Genomic DNA, 19701 nt, shown 5'->3' with positions numbered 1-19701 from the left:
AAAATCAGGCGACTCATGCGAGTCGCCTGTCTTCATTCTCGAATCAATTCATAAAATGTGATGAGCGTTTCCGCGAACTTCGTATTCAATCGTTCATAGCCGAAGTGCGGGAAGCCCTCGAGCCGGCGGATATACACTTGATCGCCGCCGATTTTCCGGCAAACGTTGAGTGTCAATTTCACATCGGCGAACCGGTCGTCCGGTGCATAGAAACAAGCGAGCGGTAAACGCGGCAAATGTTTCTTCTCTTCTTGATGCTCGACAATCTCTTCTTCGATCTCCCGGTATTGACCGTACGTGATCTCCCCGAAGCGAGACGACTCTTCCCCGCCGCCCATGAATGTCATCATACCGAGCGGGAGGTCGGGACGGAAACGGTCGACCGCACTGGCGACGACTTGTTTCAGACCGCCGATTTGGCGGGACGGATGCCAATCGAACAGCGGTGAGATGTACGTAAGACTGCCGAGCGGCACATCATATTCCTGGAGCAGGCGGTTCGTCAACAGCGCGCCGAGACTGAACGCGATGACGTGAATCGGCAGTTTGTATTGACTCGCCTCACGCAACGTGTTCTTGATTAACAATTTATGGTCTTCCGCCGTCAAACCGACCGTTTGGCCGGTCACGACGAGGACTTCATACTCGTCCCGCAATCGTCCTAAAAACGCCTCACTCAATCGCGACGTGAACTGGAGCGGATATACGATCACGATGACCCCTTTTCGTGATTCTTCTTCATATGCCATGCTGTCACCTCATTTTGTTATCACATATCTTTATACTAACAAAAAACATCAGCCGAGACTGATGTTTGGTTGAAAATCCGTCTAGGGTCTTAGCGCGGCTCGTACCGTAAATGAATCAGCTCCATCGGTTGGTCGTACACTTCCTCTTGGATTCGACTCAACTCGACGAACGACTCATGACTCAAAAAAGCGATGGCTTGCTCGTTCGAGCTTTCGACATACAGCTCAATCGGTTGGACCTTCCGTTCTCGTAGATGCGACAACAGTGCAGTCCCGAGGCCTTGACGGTGATGATCCGGATGAAGATAGAGGCGTAGTACTTCCCATGTGTCCCCGCGATCGATGGCGTGATAGAAGCCGATGACGTCGCCTTCGGCCTCACCGACAATGAACAACTGCTCTTTCGCTTCCTCGCTCGAACTGATGGCGCGGACGATCTCTTCTTGCTGATAGGCGCGTTCCATCACTTTGGTACGAACCTCGTCTCGTTCACTGACCGTCGCGAGCGCAATGTCGCGAATGGTGGCGGCATCTTCTGGCACGGCTTCTCGAATCTTCATAACGGCATCCCCCTTTTGGCCAATCTAGTAGTTACATTCCCCATCAGCAAAAAAATATCCTGCCCGTTCATTACTTTTTGATGTCGAAATGAAGGAACACGTTATTTTCCATTTTGTGTCGGGTATATGAGTATCAATGCCAACTTACAAAAAGGAGTGTTACCATGGAACCGAAGTTACAGCACGACCCACAAGTCGAGCAAGCCAATCATCCGAACCGTCAGTTTGAACAAACGAACACAGGAGGCCCAAAAATCACCGTCGTGACCGGGATGCTCCTAGGCGCCCTCGTCGGCGGCCTACTCGCCTTACTTAGTACATCAAATCGCGAGAACACGAAACAATCGTTCTCGAGCGCGAAGTCATCGGTCGGCGGTCTCGTCGATACGGTCAAACAAGACCCGGCCGGAACGGCGTCACAAGTCATCGGTCAAGTGAAAGCAGCGACCGAGGTCATTCAAGACGTCGCCACCGACGTTCAAAACGTCTACGAGAAAGTCGCCGGTGAAGTCGACACCGTCAAACAAGACGTGAACAAAGTCGTCGGAACGGCGCAAGAAGCGAAATCGGATTTACAATCGATCGGCGAGAAAGTCGTCGAAGCGAAAGATACGGCGCTCGGGAAAGAGAACACGACAACTGAAAACAAGCCGCAAGCGTAAAAAAAACGACCTTTCGAGTGAAAGGTCGTTTTTCTATGCTTATGCGAAGCGTTTCGCGCCTTCTTCAAGCACTGCCGCTTTGTCCGTTTGCTCCCATGGGAGTTCCACGTCTGTACGACCGAAGTGGCCGTAAGCTGCTGTCTGCTTGTAGATTGGACGACGAAGGTCGAGCATCTTGATGATGCCGGCCGGACGGAGGTCGAAGTTCTCACGAACGAGTTCGACGAGCTCAGTCTCGCTCAATTTACCTGTGCCGAACGTATCGACCGCGATTGATACCGGGTGAGCGACACCGATTGCGTAAGCAAGTTGAACTTCTGCTTTATCGGCAAGTCCTGCTGCAACGAGGTTTTTCGCTACATAACGAGCTGCATACGCTGCTGAACGGTCAACTTTGGTAGGATCTTTACCTGAGAACGCGCCGCCGCCGTGACGTGCGTATCCACCGTACGTATCGACGATGATTTTGCGTCCTGTAAGGCCTGCATCCCCTTGTGGTCCACCGATTACGAAGCGGCCAGTCGGGTTGATGAAGTATTTTGTTTCCGCGTCGATGAGTTCAGCCGGGATGACTGCATCGATGACGTGCTCTTTCAAATCAGCTTGGATTTGCTCGAGCGTGATGTCTTCCGCGTGTTGTGTCGAGATGACGATCGTGTCGATGCGGACTGGGTTGTTCGCTTCGTCGTATTCGACTGTCACTTGTGTCTTACCATCTGGACGAAGGTAAGCGAGCGTGCCGTTCTTACGAACTTCTGCTAAGCGACGTGACAATTTGTGAGCAAGTGAAATCGGGAGCGGCATGAGTTCTGGCGTCTCTTTTGTCGCGTAACCGAACATGAGACCTTGGTCACCAGCACCGATTGCATCGATTTCTTCTTCAGTCATTTGTCCTTCGCGAGCTTCGAGCGCTTGGTCGACACCTTGCGCGATGTCTACCGATTGCTCATCAATCGATGTGAGGACGGCACAAGTCTCGGCATCGAAACCATATTTCGCACGTGTGTAGCCAATCTCACGAACAGTTTCACGAACAACTTTCGGGATATCCACGTAAGTTGATGTTGTGATTTCCCCTGCTACGAGCACGAGACCTGTTGTGACAGATGTCTCAGCCGCAACGCGGGCGTTTGGATCTTCAGCTAAAATCGCATCCAAAATCGCATCTGAGATTTGGTCACAAATTTTATCCGGATGTCCTTCCGTGACGGACTCCGAAGTGAAAAGACGACGGTTCAAGTTTGCCATTTCGAAAAACCTCCTATAATAAAGGGTGATGTGTGGACGGTACTCGTTCCCCTTACGCGTTGCTTTGGGACGGTAATGAAAAAAACCTCTCGCCATGTTCAAATGGGAAAGGTTGAATCGTTCTTCCTTACCCTCTTATCGTTCGAAGCTTCCGCTTCGCTTCAGGATAGCACCTTTTCCGAATAACAATGACAAATCGGACGGTTGCTGGGCTTCGTAGGGCCTTGTTCCCTCCACCGCTCAGAATAAGAGTATCCGTTACGAAGACCATCATATAAATGACACCCCGTTCTGTCAAGCGTATCGCCCGAATTCGTCAAACTTTTCACAAACGGTCAAATAGTTATGTTTGTGAAATATCAAACATTTTTTTGTCGGTTTTGGTTTTTGTACTATGACCTGGTACAGAATATGTTAGAATGACAATGTAAGAAAGCGCTTACTTTAAAGGGTGGAAAATGCTTGTTTTTGATTAGTATGTCACATATAATAAAAACGTCATACTGATTAAACGCGGAAGTATGCGGATTTCATCCACATCTATTTAGGGGAAAGGTGGGATTCAGGATGGCGACAACGCTCCTGAAAATCGAAGAATTAATTAAAGGTGCCGACATGATGCGGAACTTGACGGTTCCAGAACTGGTGGAAGAAGCCATTCGTAACGGTGAAGGCGTACTGACGAAAGACGGGGCTTTATCGGTCAGTACCGGAAAATTCACAGGACGGTCACCGAAAGACAAATTCGTCGTGCAAGATGAAGTCAGCAATCATTTAGTAGACTGGGGTCCGGTCAACCAACCGATCGCGGAAGACAAGTTCACCGCGTTGCTCGACAAAGTGTTGACGCACCTCGAAACGAAAGACAAGCTCTATTATCTCGAGGCGTCTGCCGGGGCAGACGAGCACTATACGCTCCCGGTCCGTGCCATCACGGAATACGCATGGCACAACTTGTTCGCCAAACAGCTGTTCTTACGCGAATGGCCGACGAAAGGTGCCTTCGACCCGTTCACGGTCATCTATGCACCGAGCTATAAGGCCGATCCAGCCGTCGACGGGACGAACTCGGAAACGTTCATTCTCGTCTCATTCGCCAAGCGGACCATTCTGATCGGGGGAACAGAATACGGCGGCGAGATTAAAAAATCGATCTTCTCGGTCATGAACTTCCTGTTGCCAGAACAACACGTGTTATCGATGCATTGCTCGGCGAACGTATCGGACGCCGGCGAGACGGCCCTCTTCTTCGGGTTATCGGGTACCGGGAAGACGACACTATCGGCCGACCCGGAGCGCCATTTAATCGGGGATGACGAGCACGGCTGGTCACCCGACGGCGTCTTCAATATCGAGGGCGGTTGCTACGCGAAGACGATCAACTTGTCGCGCGAGAACGAGCCGGAAATCTATGACGCCATCCGTTTCGGCTCCTTGATTGAGAACGTCGTCTTGGACGAGAATCGGGCCCCGGATTATAAGAACATCTCGCTCACTGAGAACACACGGGCCGCCTATCCGATTCAGTTCATCGATAACGCGCTGCTCCCGTCAAGGGCCGGTCATCCGAACACGATCGTCTTCTTGACGGCCGATGCATACGGGGTATTGCCTCCAATCAGCAAATTGACGAAGGAGCAAGCGATGTATCACTTCTTGTCAGGGTATACGTCCAAGCTCGCCGGCACGGAACGCGGCGTCACGGAACCACAGGCGACGTTCTCGACGTGCTTCGGCTCACCGTTCTTGCCGCTCGCACCGGAGCGCTATGCGGACATGCTCGGGACGTTGATTGAGAAGCATGATGTCGACGTCTACCTCGTCAACACCGGTTGGACCGGCGGGGCGTACGGAGAAGGCTCACGCATGAAGCTCGCCTACACTCGGGCGATGGTGAACGCGGCCGTCAACGGCAAACTGCGTGACGTCGAGACGACGCTCCACGACATCTTCAACGTCGAGATTCCACGCCAGATTGACGGCGTGCCCGGCGATGTGCTCAATCCACGGGATACATGGAAAGACGGAGCGCGCTACGATGCCGAGGCAACGGCGCTCGCCCGGAAGTTCCAGGACAATTTCAAGCGATTCACAAAAGCGAGTGAGGCGGTCGTCGCGGCCGGACCAATCATCGTGTAATAAAAAATGAGACGATTGCCGAATCGGCAGTCGTCTCATTTTTTTGCGTTGGCGAGCATCCAGTCCATTGCCGCATCGGTCGTCTTCCACTTTTCCCAGAACGGGAGTTGATGGGCGAACGGGACGACCCATAGTTCGGCCCGCTCCCCCATCCGTTCCGCGACCGCCGTCGCATGGCGGAGGCGGACTTGTTCGTCATCGGTGCCATGAATCAATAACGTCGGGGCATCCCATTCCTTATAGAGCGGCGAGCGCTCGACGTAAGCGGCACGGGCTGCCTCCGGGTCACCCCCTGTCATACGGCGCAACATCTTCCGCATCGAGCGCTGTTCTTCGTACGTCCACTCGAGGTTGGTCACGCCGGCCCACGACGTCACCGACGTGAGCGGTCGTTCCGCGGCGAGCGATAGCGCCATCATCCCCCCACGCGAGAAGCCGAGGGCGTGAATGAGCGTGTCCGTTCCACGGACGCGATCGTAGAGCGACAAGACGTCCTCCAAATCGGCGCCACCGAAGTCTTCTTTCCCGCTCCCGCCGTGGTTGCCCCGGTAAACGGGTGCCACGACGTGAAAGCCTTTGGCCGCGAACTGCATCAACCGGGGCAAGCGCACATCCCCGATGCGTCCCGTTCCGCCGCGTAGATAAAACAAGACGTGCCCGTTCGGCCGCTTCGGCGTGATCGTATAGGCGACGACGTCCTCACCGTCACGCGTCGCATACCAGCCGCGATGGACCGGATAGCCGGCGTACGGCGGCAGGACCTCGATTTTGTCAAACCAATCGTTTTTCATGGAGCACCTTCATCGTCTCCGGTAGGACCCGGTCCTTCATCATGAAACTGTACCGATTGTTCCGAAGCAGATTCGTCGGCAATTCCTTCATGAGGACGGCCCCATCGGTCTCGTCGACCGCCGGGTGATCGTCAAATCGTTCGATTTCGGCGAAATAAATATTTTTAATGACCGTGTCGCCGCGCCCGAGCACGCGATATTGGCCGAGATAATGGAGCGTCTTCACGACACCGCCCGTCTCTTCATACACTTCCCGAATCGCTGCGTCATCCTCGTGTTCGCCAGGTTCGACTTTCCCACCCGGAAACTCGAGTCCACGCTGTTTATGCTTCGTCAGCACCCATTGATTTTCAAAGCGAGCGACGACCCAGACGTGGAGCGGTGTATCCGAAAATGGATAGTGCGCAAAGCTCAATTCGACTTTATTGTGATAGTAGTCCGTGAATGTCAACATAGTCCATCCCTTTCTTTCCCCTGTCTACTCTCACTTTACCTTGTCTTCCCCTAGTTTCAAACAAAAAAATAGGCCCGCCGGAGCGGACCTACACGAAATTATTGGTTCAAGCGCTTTTCAAGCTCAGCTTTTTGCTCTTCGTAACCTGGTTTTCCAAGCAAAGCGAACATGTTCGCTTTATACGCTTCAACGCCTGGTTGGTTGAACGGGTTCACGCCGAGAATGTATCCGCTCATCGCGCATGCCTTCTCGAAGAAGTAGAACAAGTAACCGAGGTGGTACGGTGTCATCTCTGGCAATTCGACGACGAGGTTCGGGACTTCTCCATCCGTGTGGGCGAGGAGTGTGCCTTCAGCTGCCTTGTCGTTGACGAATTGAATCGTCTCGCCAGCGAGGAAGTTCAAGCCATCGAGGTCTTGTGCGTCTTCCGGCACGTTCATTGCGTGACGGACGTTCGTGACACGGATGACCGTCTCGAACAAGTCACGACGACCTTCTTGAATGTATTGCCCCATCGAGTGGAGGTCCGTCGAGAAGTCGACTGCCGCCGGGAAAATCCCTTTGTTGTCTTTTCCTTCTGACTCGCCGTAAAGCTGTTTCCACCACTCTGACACGTAATGAAGAGCTGGTTCGTAGTTGACGAGCAACTCGATCGACTTGCCTTTCGCATACAAGGCGTTACGGACGACCGCGTACTGGTACGCTTCGTTGTCCGCCAAGTTCGGAGACGAATAAGCCGTCTGAGCATCGCGTGCCCCTTCCATGAGGGCGTCGATGTCGATGCCTGCTGCCGCAATCGGAAGGAGCCCGACCGGTGTGAGCACTGAGAAGCGACCGCCGACGTCATCTGGAATGACGAACGTCTCGTAGCCTTCGGCATCCGCGAGCGTCTTCAAGGCGCCACGGGCACGGTCTGTCGTCGCGTAAATGCGTTCACGTGCGCCATCTTGACCATACTTGTCTTCCATGAACTGTTTGAGTACACGGAAAGCGATGGCCGGTTCTGTCGTCGTTCCCGATTTCGAGATGACGTTGACCGAGACGTCTTTGCCTTCGAGCACGTGGAGCAACTCCGTCAAGTAAGTCGACGAGATGTTGTGGCCGGCGAAGAAGACTTGTGGTGCGTTGCGTTCTTCTTTAGATAACACGTTGAAGAATGAATGTTGGAGCATCTCGATTGCCGCGCGCGCGCCGAGGTAAGATCCACCGATCCCGACGACGACGAGGACGTCCGAGTTTTCACGGATCCGTTCCGCGGCCGCTTTGATGCGGGCAAACTCATCCGTATCGTAGTTTGTTGGAAGGTCGACCCATCCAAGAAAATCGCTACCTGCCCCGCTGCGGTCGTGAATGACCGAATGCATTGCTTTCACGGTTTCTTGCAATTGATTGACTTCGTGTTCCCCGACGAAAGACAGGGCGTTTGAATAATCGAAACGTACAGTTGACATGTCATTTCCTCCTTATAAATCGTTCATTGACGAGCCATACATGACCCATCATAAACGGAAACGTCGGATTCGTTCAATCATTATTGCAAAATAGGCATCAAATCGCCTTATTTGCTCAGTTCAAGAATCGCTGCGACGTCTTCACGTTCGAGTGTACGGAAGCGACCGAATGCGCCTCGCTTCATCGCTGAGTCAAGGATGGCGTCGAATGTCGATTCATCGATGTCATAGTCACGGAGCGAACTTGGTGCGCCGAGCTCGTCGAAGAAGGCACGGACAGCCGCAATCGTCCGTTTCGCCGTCTCGAGGTCGCTACCGGCCGGTTCAACGTTGAACACTTCTGTGCCTAATCGTGCGAAACGAGCGGCGTTGTCTTCTTCGAGCACATGCTCCATCCAACGCGGGAACAAGATGGCGAGGCCACCTGCGTGCGGGATGTCATGGACGGCCGAGACCGCATGCTCGATGTTGTGTGACGCCCAGTCGCCCGAGGCGCCCATTTGGAGAACACCGTTCAAGGCGATCGTGCCAGCGAACAAGATGATGGCACGCAAGTCGACGTTTTCCAAGTCGTTGACGAGTTTCGGTGCCGATTCGACGACCGCTTTCAACACACCTTCCGTCATGCGCTCTTGGACCGGAGCGTGGTTCGGGTGGAAGTACTGCTCGAAGCAGTGGCTCATCATGTCGACGATGCCGTAAATCGTTTGGTCTTTCGGTACCGATACCGTATAACGTGGGTCGAGAATCGAGAACGTCGGATAGACGAGCGGGTGGCCCCAACCGTACTTCTCTTGCGTCTCCCAGTTCGTGATGACCGAGCCCGAGTTCATTTCAGAACCAGTCGCTGCGAGCGTGAGCACCGTACCGAACGGGACCGCTTCGGTCGGGATGTGGTCGCGAAGCACGATATCCCAAGCGTCGCCTTCATACGGGATGGCCGCCGAGATGAGTTTCGTACAATCGATGACCGAACCACCGCCGACCGCGAGCAACGCGTCGATGTTCTCTTCGCGTGCTTGTTTGACCGCGCGACGTACTGTCTCGATGCGCGGGTTCGGCTCGACGCCTGAGAAGTCGACGAACTCGATTCCAGCGTTGTTTAACTCGGCCACGACTTCTTCATACGTGCCGTTCTTTTTGATGCTCCCGCCTCCATAGACGAGCATCACTTTCTTGGCGTCAAGCGCCTGCAACTCGCTGGCGAGTTTTTCAATCTGATGCGTCCCGAAAATGAGTTTCGTTGGATTTTTGTATTCAAAGTTGTGCATGATTCATCCTCCTTTGAAAATATGTAACACCTACACTATATACCCTGTTTTTTAGGATTGAAAAGCAATCAGGCCTGAGCGTAGATGCGGTCGATGATTGTATGGAGCGTCACCGCTTGTGCGGCTTGCTCGTAAGACGGCTCCTGACGGCACGCCTCGAGGAACGTTCGAATCTGTCTTGCATACGGGTCCTCGAGCGCGAGGTGGGCCGGTGTCTTATCGAATAACGCCCCGTGCTCTTCCGTATGGATGACGAGCGGGAACAGCGACGCCCCGCCGTTCGTGCCGCGCAGTTCGACCCGCATCGTGTCCGCTGCTTCGACGTTGGCCATGAAACTCGCGTCTAAGAACAAGGACGCCCCGTTATCGAACGTGACCATCGCCCGGGCCGTGTCCTCGACCGAGAACGCGTCCGCGTCCCACTCGCCCATCAGGCCGACACCAGGCCGTGTGCCGAGATATTGACCGACGTGACCGACCACGTCGATTGGTTTCGGATAATCCATCAAATAGAGGGCGAGGTCGAGCATATGCACGCCGATGTCGAGCAGGGCACCGCCGCCCTGTAGCTCTTTATTCGTGAACACGCCCCACCCTGGGATGCCACGGCGTCGAAGGGCAAGGGCGGTCGCGGCATAGACGTGTCCGAGTTCGCCGGCATCAATCATCCGCTTCAACAGTTGGGTATCCGACCGATGCCGATAGTGGAACCCATAATGAAGTGTCCGCTCGGCTCGCTTGGCCGCTGCTAGCATCTCGTTCGCCTCTTCGGCCGAGATGGCCGGCGGTTTCTCGCAGAGGACGTGACAGCCGGCCTCGAGTGCGGCGATGACTTGCTGTTTATGTAAGGCGTTCGGTGTACAGACGCTGACCGCATCTAACTGCTCGGTTTCGAACATGTCTTCGACCGTGTCATACACTCGTTCGATTCCGAACTGCTTCGCCACTGCCTCGCCGCGTTCACGCGTCCGATTCATGACGGCGACGACCTCAGCTCCTGCCGCGATATACTGCGGGATGTGGGCGGTCTTGGCAATCCCGCCCGTCCCGATGATTCCGATTTTCATGGTCCTCACTCCTTTTCTGTACTGTTCGCGAACGAAAGGAACATTTCCTGTACAAAAAAAAGACGACCTGCACAGGGCAGGTCGCCTTAATCACTTACTTTTTGAAGTTCGTGTTTTTGATCCAGTCTTCGAGCTTGTCCTTGAGGACAGTGAAACCTGGAGCTTCTTCTTGCTTGAAGTTAGAAGCTTCGTTGCGGCGTGGTGCGCCACGACGAGCTGGCTTAGCCGACTTCTCGCGTTTTGGAGCTTCTTGTGTCGCTTTCATTGAAAGCTTGATTTTCTTAGATGCTTCATCAACATCAAGAATTTTCACTTCAACTTCTTGACCGACTTGAACGTACTCGTTCACGTCTTTCACGTAGTCGTGTGAGATTTCAGAGATGTGGACAAGACCTTGAGTCTCGTCGTCGAGTGCGACGAACGCACCGAAAGGTTGGATTCCTGTTACTTTACCTTTTAAAACTTGATCTTTTTCGTATTTTGCCATTACAAACACTCCTATGCTAAATTCATCAACTTACTATAACATACTTTTTTCGATAAAGTGTACAAATTAGTAAAAAAGATTATTTGGGATTGTTTTTGTGTTTCAAAGTCGACGGGTCGGGTAAATACAAATCAAGCAAGACTTCAAGTATTCCCCCCTGATTCCGCTAGGCTAACGCCTAGCCCTTTTTTTGTTCAAAAACTTGTAAACGGTTGTTGCGCGGCCACTTCAAATACCGTTTCCCCTATCATTTCATTCAAGATGATTGCGTTTCGATACACCGCCATCCCTAAGTTCGTCGCCGCCGGACCGTGCGAATGTTCTAAATTCGTATGGGTAAATAAATTTCCCGGAAGCGCTGTCTGCGTCGCAATCTGATAGCGGTTATTGACGCGCCACTTCTGTTCCGCTTCCCATTCGATGTCGAACCGTTCGACCCATGTCGGGATGCGCGGTCGATATCCGGTCGCCGCCACGACCGCATCATATTCACCCGTAAACGATTGTCCCGTATATTGTTGCGTCCCTTCGACAGTATAAACGATTTCATGTGCGATGTGCTCGATTTCAATCTGCGTGTACAGGTTCGTCGCTTGCTCACTCCCGTCCGCCGTCCGATGATACAACAGTCCATAAATCGCCCGGAGCGTCTCGGGATTGACCCCGTTCCGGAACCGGTCGAACGCTTTTCCGAGTCGTTCCCGCTCCGCATATGGCAAACGGTTGAAATACTCGACGTACGGCAAGCTGAAAATCTCCTCGCCGAGCTTTCCGCTCTCGAGTGATTCGAATACGTCCGAACGTGTCACCCAGTCGATGCGTTGGCGCGTTTTATCGGACCGCGTCAATAAATCGAGATATACCTCGGCCGCGCTTTGACCGCTGCCGATGACGACGATACGGTCGGTTTCAAGCAATCGCTCTCGCTCCATCCGATACGAGCTCGTATGGACGACGTCTTGAAACGCGTCCGGGATGAGCGGTTCCGCTCCCGTCCCGACGACGACGTGACGCGCCGAGAGCACCGTTTCCCCATCAGGCGTCTCGACCGTGACGACAAATCCATCTGTGGCCGGACGGACATCGATCACCCGATGCGAGAACTTAATCGTGTCGAGCGAGGCGGCGACCGTCTGTAAATACCGGTTGAACTCCGTCCGTGGAATCGTCGGACTCTCTTGGACGATGAACGTCTGGAGACGCCCGTTCTGTTTCAAATAGTTCAAATAACTGTGACGGTTCGTCGGATCGGCGAGCGTCACGAGATCATATAAGTAATGCGTCTGCATCGTCGCCGACTCGAGTAACATGCCTTCGTGCCACTTGAAGTCGTCCCGTTCCTCAAAACAGACACCCGTCAATGACGTCGCTTCACTGAGCGCCATCAATCCGAGATTGTACGGCCCACAGCCGATCGCTACAAAATCCACTTGTTCCATTGGCTTCACCTCGCTCGTCTTTTCCCACCTATTATACCGCTAAAACGCCAAACAGACCCTCATCGCTGAGAGTCTGTTGCTGTCGTCGTCACTTCGAACTGTTTCATAAACCGATCGATGCGACGAATCGCTTCTTGTAATTGTTCGACCGACGTCGCATAACTGGCACGGACGAACCCTTCGCCACTCGCACCGAACGCGTTGCCCGGCACGACCGCGACCCGTTCCTCGAGCAAGAGACGCTCGGCGAACTCCTCGCTCGTCAAGCCCGTATGGCGAATCGATGGGAAGGCGTAGAATGCGCCGCCCGGTACGTGCGTCGGAAGTCCCGCGTCATTGAGCGCCTGGATGAAATAGTTGCGGCGTTGCCGATAGCTCTTCACCATCTTCGGCACGTGCTGGTCGCGGCTGCGGAGCGCCTCGAGCCCGCCGAATTGGACGAGCGTCGGGGCGCACATCATGCCGTACTGATGGACTTTGAGCATCTCTCGTGTCACGACTTCCGGCGCGCACGTGAACCCGAGCCGCCAGCCCGTCATTGCGAACGCCTTGGAGAACCCGTTGACGACGATGGTCCGCTCGCGCATATCGTGGAGCGTCGCGAAACTTGTGAACGGCTCATCATAAGACAGCTCGGCATAAATCTCATCGCTGACGACCCAAAGATCGTGTTTCGTCGCGAGTTCTGCGATTTGGGTGAGTTCTTCCCCCGTCATCGTGGCCCCGGTCGGGTTCGACGGGAAGCAGAGGAGCATCGCCTTCGTCCGGTCGGTGATGGCCGCCTCTACATCGTCCCGGTTCAGCCGGAAGCCGTCTTCTGGACGACAGGCGACCGGTACGACCGTCCCGCCAGCGAGTTCAATGAGCGGTCCATACGAGACGAATGCCGGCTCGACGACGATGACTTCGTCACCTGGGTTGAGCAGGGCCCGAAACGCGATATCGAGCGCTTGCGATGCGCCCGTCGTGACAATCAGTTCCGTCGCCGGATCATACGTCGCCCCGAACCGGTCCGTCATATAGCTCGCGATTTCTTGTCGTAGCTCGAGCAGTCCGGCGTTGGCGCTATAGGCCGTATAGCCTTGTTCGAGCGCCGCATAGCTTGCCTCGCGCACGTTCCATGGCGTGATGAAATCAGGCTCCCCCACCCCGAGAGAGACGACGTTTTCCATCGTTTGCGCCAAATCGAAGAAGCGGCGGATGCCGGACGGCTTCATAGAGACGACTTGTTGAGATAGCGACTTCATGGCGTGATGTTCAACCGTTTGTCTTCGACTTGTGGGGTGAACAAGATGCCGTCATGCTTGTACGTCTTCAATTTGAAGTGTGTCGTTGTCGAGACGACCGAGTCGAGCGGCGACAGTTTATCCGACACGAACGAGGCGACGTCTTGGAGCGAGTTCGCCCGGATGACGACTTGCAGGTCGTAGGCCCCTGACATCAAATAGAGCGCCGTCACTTCCGGGAAGCGATAAATCCGCTCCGCGACCTCATCGAAACCACGGCCGCGCTTCGGTGTGACTTTGACGTCGATGAACGCCGTGACATCGTGCCGGTTGATTTTTTGCCAGTTGACCATCGCCCGAAAGCCGAGCAAAATCCCGTCCGCTTTGAACTTCTCGAGCATCGCCTCAACGGTCGCCTCGTCGGTCGCGAGCAAGTTCGCCAACAATTTCGTCTCGAGATAGCCTTTCTCTTCGAGCAACTCGAGCAGTTCTAATTCTTTTGATGTGTACATAATTTATTCTCCTTCCGTTCTACCGGGGAACGCCCCTGTGAACGTTCTCTCTGTCTGTCTCACGTAGTCACGTCGCTCGGCTTGAACGATATGGAAGTTTTTCATCTCCATATCGACGAGGCCGTGCTTGTGACAGAACCGATCAAAGTAACGACGACGCGTCTCGTCCTGTTTGGCCGACAAGTTGTCGGTGCCGTTGAACGCGTAGAGCACGGTCGCGCGCGCCGGGTGCCGAATCCTCCCGACTTCGCTGACACGTAGAATGAAATCCCAGTCCCAATAGTTATAGACGTCCTCGTCGAACGGTCCGATCGTCTCGTGGAGTGCTTTCCGATACAGTGTGCCGGACGGGATGAACGTCGAGTCTTGGCGGAGTCGTTCCAAATCAAGGTCGTAGGCGAACGCTTCCCAGTCGGTGACGCGGCGGCGACCGTCTTCCCATTTGAAGCGGAACAGTTCCGCGTCCGTGAAGACGAGGTCGGCCGAGCGGATGTCCGCGAGCGCCTGTTCGAGATGTGTCGGCATGAGCAAATCGTCATCGTCGAGCAATAAGATATACTCGCCGCTCGCCTCTTGCACGCCGCGATTGCGCGCCTTGACGTGATGGTTCTCGCCGAGTTCGATATAGCGAATCGACAATCGATTCAAAAAAGGCGCCAAAAGATGCTGTTTTGGCGGCCCGTCATTATTGATTACAAGTACTTCGAACTGTTGGAACGTCTGGACGACCAAGCTTTCCAGCAGCTCCGTCAGTTCCGTCTCCCGGGAGTAGACCGGGATGACGATTGAAACGAGCGGGTTCATCCGCGGTAAGCAGTTTCGACGTGCGGCAAGATGGTTTCCCAGCTCACGCCGTTCTCTTTTGATACCGTGACGAAATCGCCGTAGGCGAAGACGCTTTCGACACCTTCGATGGCGACGAGTTTCGCGAGGAGCGGTTGTTCTGTCTCTTCGCCGGCTTTCACGCTTTGGCTTTTCGCGCCGAAGACGTTCTCAGGAAGTGTGATTTTCATTGCATTTGGATTCGGTGTTGGATCGATACGTAACATCGTGGTTCCCCCTTATAAGTGACAAGATTCTGAAGACGCGAGTAAATTTGCCGCCATGACCCGTGTTTCCGATTCGGTCGGACAGTCGCCGAACGCGTCTGTCAAAATCCGTCTAATCGTTTCATCCAACTCATCGATTGAGTCGATGTGCACGAGCGCCAAGGCGATATCATCAAACTCTGGCCCATACGACCCAAGCCCGTAACCGAGTGGGTCCCATGCTAATAATAAGTCTTCTGCTCTCATTTGTTAAACCCTTCTTTTTACCGTGATTTCAAATCGTACTCCCTCAATCTACCTCACTTTTCAATCCGATGCTAGTGAGCGTTCAAATTTCCCTTGTTTTCAAAAACACACGACCACTATATATAGTAATGAATCATCTAAGCAAAGAAGCAGGATTTTCTCAAAAAATCACGAAGGCGACCTCTAGATGTAATCGCCTACCACTTGATTGACCGCTTACATAAAAATGAATGTGCTGTCGTTAATCCGTCGCTCAAACTTTTTTCTATCTCAAATCTCATCTCAAATCGGATGACAGCGCCGTTTTCGAGTAAAAGTAATTCATGCGTCTGCAGTTTGACGAATGTCAAGATTGCAAAACTAAATATAGGTGATTTATGATTAAAAAGACAAGAAAACGTCAATATATAGTTAACGGACTTTTATCACGTTCCGCTCTTATTGACGTCGTATCGGACAAGTTCCGCTATACCTTTATAATATCTACATCTGAAGAAGGAGTGATCGTTTTGACATCCCCTATCCACCACGAGACGCTGTTGGCCGCGACGCCAACGCTCGCTGACGTCTCGACATTGATCCAATCTCTGAAACAACGCTACCCACAGCTCAGTGTTGAACGATACGAAGAACGGGCCGTTCGGGCGCTAGAAGGAAAGACACTGACACAAGATGTAGTATATGAGCTCTTGACGATGCACGCCCTCGACATGTTGCAGGCAGAAGAGCCGGACTGGACGTTCGTCGCCACGGAGATGTACTTAAACCGCCTTTATTTAGAAGCGGCACGAAACCGCGGCTATGAAGCCTCAATGCGCTACGGTCCGCTTTATCCGATGATCGAGACGCTCACGACGAAAGGTATCTTTACATCGGCCCTGCTCGATACGTATTCAAAAGAAGACATCGCCTACTTGGAGACGTTGATCGACCCGTCACGTGACCGCATGTTCACTTACATCGGTCTCCGGACGTTGTCGGACCGTTACCTCGGCCGTGACCACGTCAAGAACCTGTACGAGTTGCCGCAAGAGCGGTTCATGGTCATCGCCATGACGCTCATGCAAAAAGAGAATGCCGACCAGCGCGTCAAGCTCGTCGAAGAAGCGTACTGGGCACTCTCGAACCTCTATATGACGGTTGCCACCCCGACGCTCTCAAACGCCGGCAAATCATACGGACAGCTCAGCTCATGTTTCATCGATACGGTCGACGACTCACTCCGCGGTATTTACGATTCGAACACAGATGTAGCCACGCTCTCGAAAGGCGGCGGCGGCATCGGCGTCTATCTCGGTAAGATCCGCTCACGCGGCAGCGACATCAAAGGCTTTAAAGGCGTCTCAAGCGGCGCGCTCCCTTGGATGAAGCAGTTGAACAACACGGCCGTCTCGGTCGACCAGCTCGGCATGCGTCAAGGATCGATCGCCGTCTACCTCGACATTTGGCATAAGGACATCTTCGAATTCCTCGATGCGAAATTGAATAACGGGGACGAACGTCTCCGGACCCACGACTTGTTCACGGGCGTTTGTTTGCCAGACTTGTTCATGCGTACGGTCGAAGCCCGCGGTGACTGGCACTTGTTCGACCCGCACGAGATTCGGACGGTCATGGGCTTCAGCCTCGAAGATTTCTATGACGAGACGGAAAACGGCGGCTCATTCACAGAGAAGTATATGGCGTGCGTCAATACGCCTGAACTGACTCGCGTCACGGTACCGGCCATCGACCTCGTCAAACGGTATATGCGCTCACAGCTCGAGACAGGAACGCCTTACATGTTCTTCCGCGACGCCGTGAACCGCGCCAACCCGAACAAACATGCCGGCATGATTTACAGCTCGAACCTCTGCTCGGAGATCGCGCAAAACATGTCGCCGACGACCATCGATGAAGAGTACACAGAAGACGGGAAAATCGTCATCACGAAGACGCCCGGCGACTTCGTCGTTTGTAACTTGAGCTCGATTGCCCTCGCCCGAGCCGTCAAATCGGACGTCCTCGAGCGACTCATCCCGATTCAAATGCGGATGCTCGATAACGTCATCGACTTGAACACGATCGAAGTGCCACAAGCGATGATCACGAACCAGAAATACCGCGCCGTCGGACTCGGCACGTTCGGATGGCATCACTTGCTTGCACTGGAAGGCATCCGTTGGGAATCGGTCGATGCCGTTCAATACGCGGAGAAGCTGTATGAGAAAATCGCCTATTTGACGATTCAAGCTTCGATGGAACTCGCCAAGGAAAAAGGCGCGTTCGGCGTCTTCGAAGGATCGGAATGGCATACAGGTGAGTACTTCAAGCGCCGCAATTACCGTTCACACGACGAACTCGATTGGGACGGTCTCGCGGCAGCGGTTCACCAAAACGGTGTCCGTAACGCTTACATGATGGCGGTCGCACCAAACTCGTCGACGGCCATCATCGCCGGCAGCACCGCGTCAATCGACCCGGTCTACAAGAAAGTGTATTCAGAAGAGAAGAAAAACTATAAGATCCCGGTGACGGTGCCTGACCTCAATCCGGAGACGAACTGGTTCTATAAATCAGCGTTCGAAGTCGACCAACTCTGGAGCATCCGTCAAAACGCGGCGCGCCAGCGTCATATCGACCAAGCGATCAGCTTCAACTTATACGTCAAAAACGACGTCAAAGCGACCGAGCTCCTCTCGATGCACCTCGAGGCATGGTCGCTCGGAATGAAATCAATCTACTACACGCGTTCGACGACCGTTGAAGTCGACGAATGTGAATCGTGTGCTTCATAACGTCACGTAACAGAAAGGTGGGAACGACCATGCATATCGCCATCGTCTACAGTTCCATGAGCGGCAATACAGAAGAGGTCGCCGAGCTGATTCAGGAAAGTCACGTTAATCGGGGCGACCGCGTCGTCTTGTTCGAAGCGGACCGCATCGGCCATCGCGAAGCCCGATTGCTCGCCACGTACGACCTCGTCTATTTCGGGTCGTACACGTGGGCCGACGGCGTCTTGCCGGACGAGATGAAAGACACGTTCCGACTCGTCTTGAAAGAGCTCGACGTGCCGCTTCGCCAAGCCGCCGTATTCGGGACCGGGGACAAGATGTTCGTCCACTTCTGTCGAGCGGTCGATGAGATGGCATACCACCTTTCAAAATACGGGATTCCCCTCGCCGGTGAAACGTTGAAAATCGAGCAATCACCGCGCAATCAACCGTACAACGTCCGTCATTGGGCCGAACGGTTGGCTAGAAACGCCGAAGAAGGAGTATATGTCCATGACCATTCAAAAGATCAAACTACTGTCGCCCAAACATCCTAACCGGGCGACAGCTATTATCGGAGGCGAGACGAGTTCCATCGTGAATTGGAACGACATCGCCTATCCACAGTTTTACACCATTTATAAGCAGTTGCTCTCGAACTTTTGGATTCCAGATGAAATCTCGATGTCCAAAGACATGCAGCAATGGCCGCAGTTGACGGAGCGCGAGCAAGACGCCTTCAAACGCATCATCGGCTTGCTGTCGATTCTTGACTCGGTACAGACGCGTTACATCCTCGAGTCGTCGATGTTCTCATCCGACTCGTCGGTGCACGCTGTGCTCGCCGTCATCGCCCAGCAGGAAGTCGTGCATAACCAATCGTATAGCTATGTCCTCTCGAGCCTCGTCCCGCTCAGCGAACAAAATCGTATTTTCGATATCGCCAAGGACGACGAGATGGTCATGAAACGCAACCAATTCATCTTGGACTTATATGAGGACTTCCGCGCCGATCAAACGGCCGAGACGTTCGCCAAGTCGCTTGTTGCCTCGATCATTCTGGAAGGCATCAACTTCTATTCTGGATTTGCCTATTTCTATAACTTGGCGCGCCATCAGAAGATGGTCGGTACGTCGACGATGATCAGTTATATCCAACGCGACGAGATGCAGCACTCGTATTTCGTTAGCCAGTTGCTCCGGGCCGTCTTGACGGAGAATCCAGAGATTGATGCGGACGGCAGCTTTAGCCAATTCGTCTATGACACGATGGCAGAAGCCGTTGACCTTGAAATCGAATGGTGTGAGTATGTGTTGCGCGATCTCGACGGACTCGACGTCAGCGAGATGCGTGACTACGTCAAATACCTCGCCAACAAGCGCCTCCGTGTCATTGGCTTGAACGATTTGTATGAAGGATTCAACGAGGATGTCATGCCTTGGATTCGCGCCTATTCAGACGATTCATTGAACGCCACGAAATCGGACTTCTTCGAACAGAAGTCACGCTCGTACGCAAAAGTCACCGACGCCAACGGCTTCGACGACCTATAAGTACAAAAAACTCCCCGACTCACGATGAGTCGGGGAGTTT

At 53.5% G+C, this 19701-nt stretch carries 20 protein-coding genes and 1 riboswitch; of the genes, 5 read left to right on the top strand and 15 right to left on the bottom strand.

Annotated elements, in window-relative coordinates:
* Positions 1 to 32 precede the first annotated feature (32 nt).
* Positions 33 to 749 (bottom strand): alpha/beta fold hydrolase, encoded by a 717-nt coding sequence (locus KNP83_RS04025; protein WP_021065554.1) that lies wholly within the window; start codon positions 747 to 749, stop codon positions 33 to 35.
* Between the two features lie 89 nt (positions 750 to 838).
* Positions 839 to 1309, bottom strand: coding sequence for a GNAT family N-acetyltransferase (locus KNP83_RS04020; protein WP_214760742.1), 471 nt, complete (start codon positions 1307 to 1309; stop codon positions 839 to 841).
* Positions 1310 to 1473: 164 nt separating this feature from the next.
* Here KNP83_RS04020 and KNP83_RS04015 point away from each other — a divergent pair, with 164 nt between their 5' ends.
* A complete protein-coding gene (locus KNP83_RS04015; RefSeq protein WP_214760740.1) occupies positions 1474 to 1971 on the top strand; it encodes a hypothetical protein in 498 nt (165 codons plus the stop codon).
* A 39-nt stretch (positions 1972 to 2010) separates the two neighbouring features.
* Here the strand turns inward: KNP83_RS04015 and metK are convergent, their stop codons facing one another.
* Positions 2011 to 3219, bottom strand: coding sequence for a methionine adenosyltransferase (metK, locus tag KNP83_RS04010; protein WP_214760738.1), 1209 nt, complete (start codon positions 3217 to 3219; stop codon positions 2011 to 2013).
* Between the two features lie 132 nt (positions 3220 to 3351).
* Positions 3352 to 3471, bottom strand: a riboswitch (SAM riboswitch).
* A 315-nt stretch (positions 3472 to 3786) separates the two neighbouring features.
* Between metK and pckA the strand changes: the two genes are divergently transcribed.
* On the top strand, positions 3787 to 5358 hold the full coding sequence (gene pckA, locus KNP83_RS04005; RefSeq protein WP_214760737.1) for a phosphoenolpyruvate carboxykinase (ATP): 1572 nt from the start codon (positions 3787 to 3789) through the stop codon (positions 5356 to 5358).
* A gap of 35 nt (positions 5359 to 5393) precedes the next feature.
* Here the strand turns inward: pckA and KNP83_RS04000 are convergent, their stop codons facing one another.
* The 12 genes from KNP83_RS04000 to KNP83_RS03945 form a co-directional block, all read right to left on the bottom strand.
* Complete coding sequence (locus KNP83_RS04000) at positions 5394 to 6149, bottom strand: alpha/beta hydrolase family protein (RefSeq protein ID WP_214760735.1); 756 nt, start codon at positions 6147 to 6149, stop codon at positions 5394 to 5396.
* Entirely contained in the window at positions 6130 to 6603 is a 474-nt protein-coding gene (gene ytkD / locus KNP83_RS03995; RefSeq protein ID WP_214760732.1) for an RNA deprotection pyrophosphohydrolase, read from the bottom strand. The genes KNP83_RS04000 and ytkD overlap by 20 nt, the downstream gene beginning before the upstream one ends.
* 98 nt (positions 6604 to 6701) lie before the next feature.
* Positions 6702 to 8054, bottom strand: a complete 1353-nt coding sequence (locus KNP83_RS03990; RefSeq protein WP_214760729.1) for a glucose-6-phosphate isomerase — start codon at positions 8052 to 8054, stop codon at positions 6702 to 6704.
* A gap of 107 nt (positions 8055 to 8161) precedes the next feature.
* On the bottom strand, positions 8162 to 9325 hold the full coding sequence (locus KNP83_RS03985; RefSeq protein WP_214760727.1) for an iron-containing alcohol dehydrogenase: 1164 nt from the start codon (positions 9323 to 9325) through the stop codon (positions 8162 to 8164).
* 68 nt (positions 9326 to 9393) lie between these two features.
* Entirely contained in the window at positions 9394 to 10392 is a 999-nt protein-coding gene (locus KNP83_RS03980) for a Gfo/Idh/MocA family protein (protein WP_214760725.1), read from the bottom strand.
* Positions 10393 to 10486: 94 nt separating this feature from the next.
* Positions 10487 to 10879: a S1 domain-containing post-transcriptional regulator GSP13 gene (yugI, locus tag KNP83_RS03975; RefSeq protein ID WP_016509788.1), complete on the bottom strand. Its 393-nt coding sequence runs from the start codon at positions 10877 to 10879 to the stop codon at positions 10487 to 10489.
* A 194-nt stretch (positions 10880 to 11073) separates the two neighbouring features.
* On the bottom strand, positions 11074 to 12318 hold the full coding sequence (locus tag KNP83_RS03970) for a lysine N(6)-hydroxylase/L-ornithine N(5)-oxygenase family protein (RefSeq protein WP_214760724.1): 1245 nt from the start codon (positions 12316 to 12318) through the stop codon (positions 11074 to 11076).
* Between the two features lie 59 nt (positions 12319 to 12377).
* A complete protein-coding gene (locus KNP83_RS03965) occupies positions 12378 to 13565 on the bottom strand; it encodes an aminotransferase (RefSeq protein WP_214760722.1) in 1188 nt (395 codons plus the stop codon).
* The gene (locus tag KNP83_RS03960; protein ID WP_021065542.1) at positions 13562 to 14056 is read right to left on the bottom strand and encodes an Lrp/AsnC family transcriptional regulator; all 495 of its coding nucleotides are present in this window, start codon (positions 14054 to 14056) and stop codon (positions 13562 to 13564) included. Before KNP83_RS03960 ends, KNP83_RS03965 begins: the two co-directional genes overlap by 4 nt.
* Before the next feature lie 3 nt (positions 14057 to 14059).
* Entirely contained in the window at positions 14060 to 14860 is an 801-nt protein-coding gene (locus KNP83_RS03955; RefSeq protein WP_214760719.1) for a glycosyltransferase family 2 protein, read from the bottom strand.
* Complete coding sequence (locus tag KNP83_RS03950; RefSeq protein ID WP_214760717.1) at positions 14857 to 15105, bottom strand: NifU N-terminal domain-containing protein; 249 nt, start codon at positions 15103 to 15105, stop codon at positions 14857 to 14859. The genes KNP83_RS03955 and KNP83_RS03950 overlap by 4 nt, the downstream gene beginning before the upstream one ends.
* Positions 15106 to 15117: 12 nt before the next feature.
* On the bottom strand, positions 15118 to 15351 hold the full coding sequence (locus tag KNP83_RS03945) for a DUF1871 family protein (protein WP_214760714.1): 234 nt from the start codon (positions 15349 to 15351) through the stop codon (positions 15118 to 15120).
* A gap of 509 nt (positions 15352 to 15860) precedes the next feature.
* Between KNP83_RS03945 and KNP83_RS03940 the strand changes: the two genes are divergently transcribed.
* Genes KNP83_RS03940 through KNP83_RS03930 form a run of 3 tightly spaced genes read left to right on the top strand, consistent with a single transcriptional unit; the run spans position 15861 to position 19661 of the window.
* On the top strand, positions 15861 to 18128 hold the full coding sequence (locus KNP83_RS03940) for a ribonucleoside-diphosphate reductase subunit alpha (protein ID WP_214760712.1): 2268 nt from the start codon (positions 15861 to 15863) through the stop codon (positions 18126 to 18128).
* A 29-nt stretch (positions 18129 to 18157) separates the two neighbouring features.
* Positions 18158 to 18664 carry a flavodoxin domain-containing protein gene (locus KNP83_RS03935; RefSeq protein ID WP_214760710.1) on the top strand — a complete coding sequence of 169 codons (507 nt, stop codon included), beginning with the start codon at positions 18158 to 18160 and terminating at the stop codon, positions 18662 to 18664.
* Positions 18621 to 19661 (top strand): ribonucleotide-diphosphate reductase subunit beta, encoded by a 1041-nt coding sequence (locus tag KNP83_RS03930; protein WP_131471322.1) that lies wholly within the window; start codon positions 18621 to 18623, stop codon positions 19659 to 19661. The genes KNP83_RS03935 and KNP83_RS03930 overlap by 44 nt, the downstream gene beginning before the upstream one ends.
* Positions 19662 to 19701 lie beyond the last annotated feature (40 nt).

It is taken from the genome of Exiguobacterium sp. s146 (assembly GCF_018618415.1).
GTDB lineage: Bacteria > Bacillota > Bacilli > Exiguobacteriales > Exiguobacteriaceae > Exiguobacterium.
Note: the sequence above shows the minus strand (reverse complement) of the source record. Positions and strands in the feature narration are given on the sequence as shown.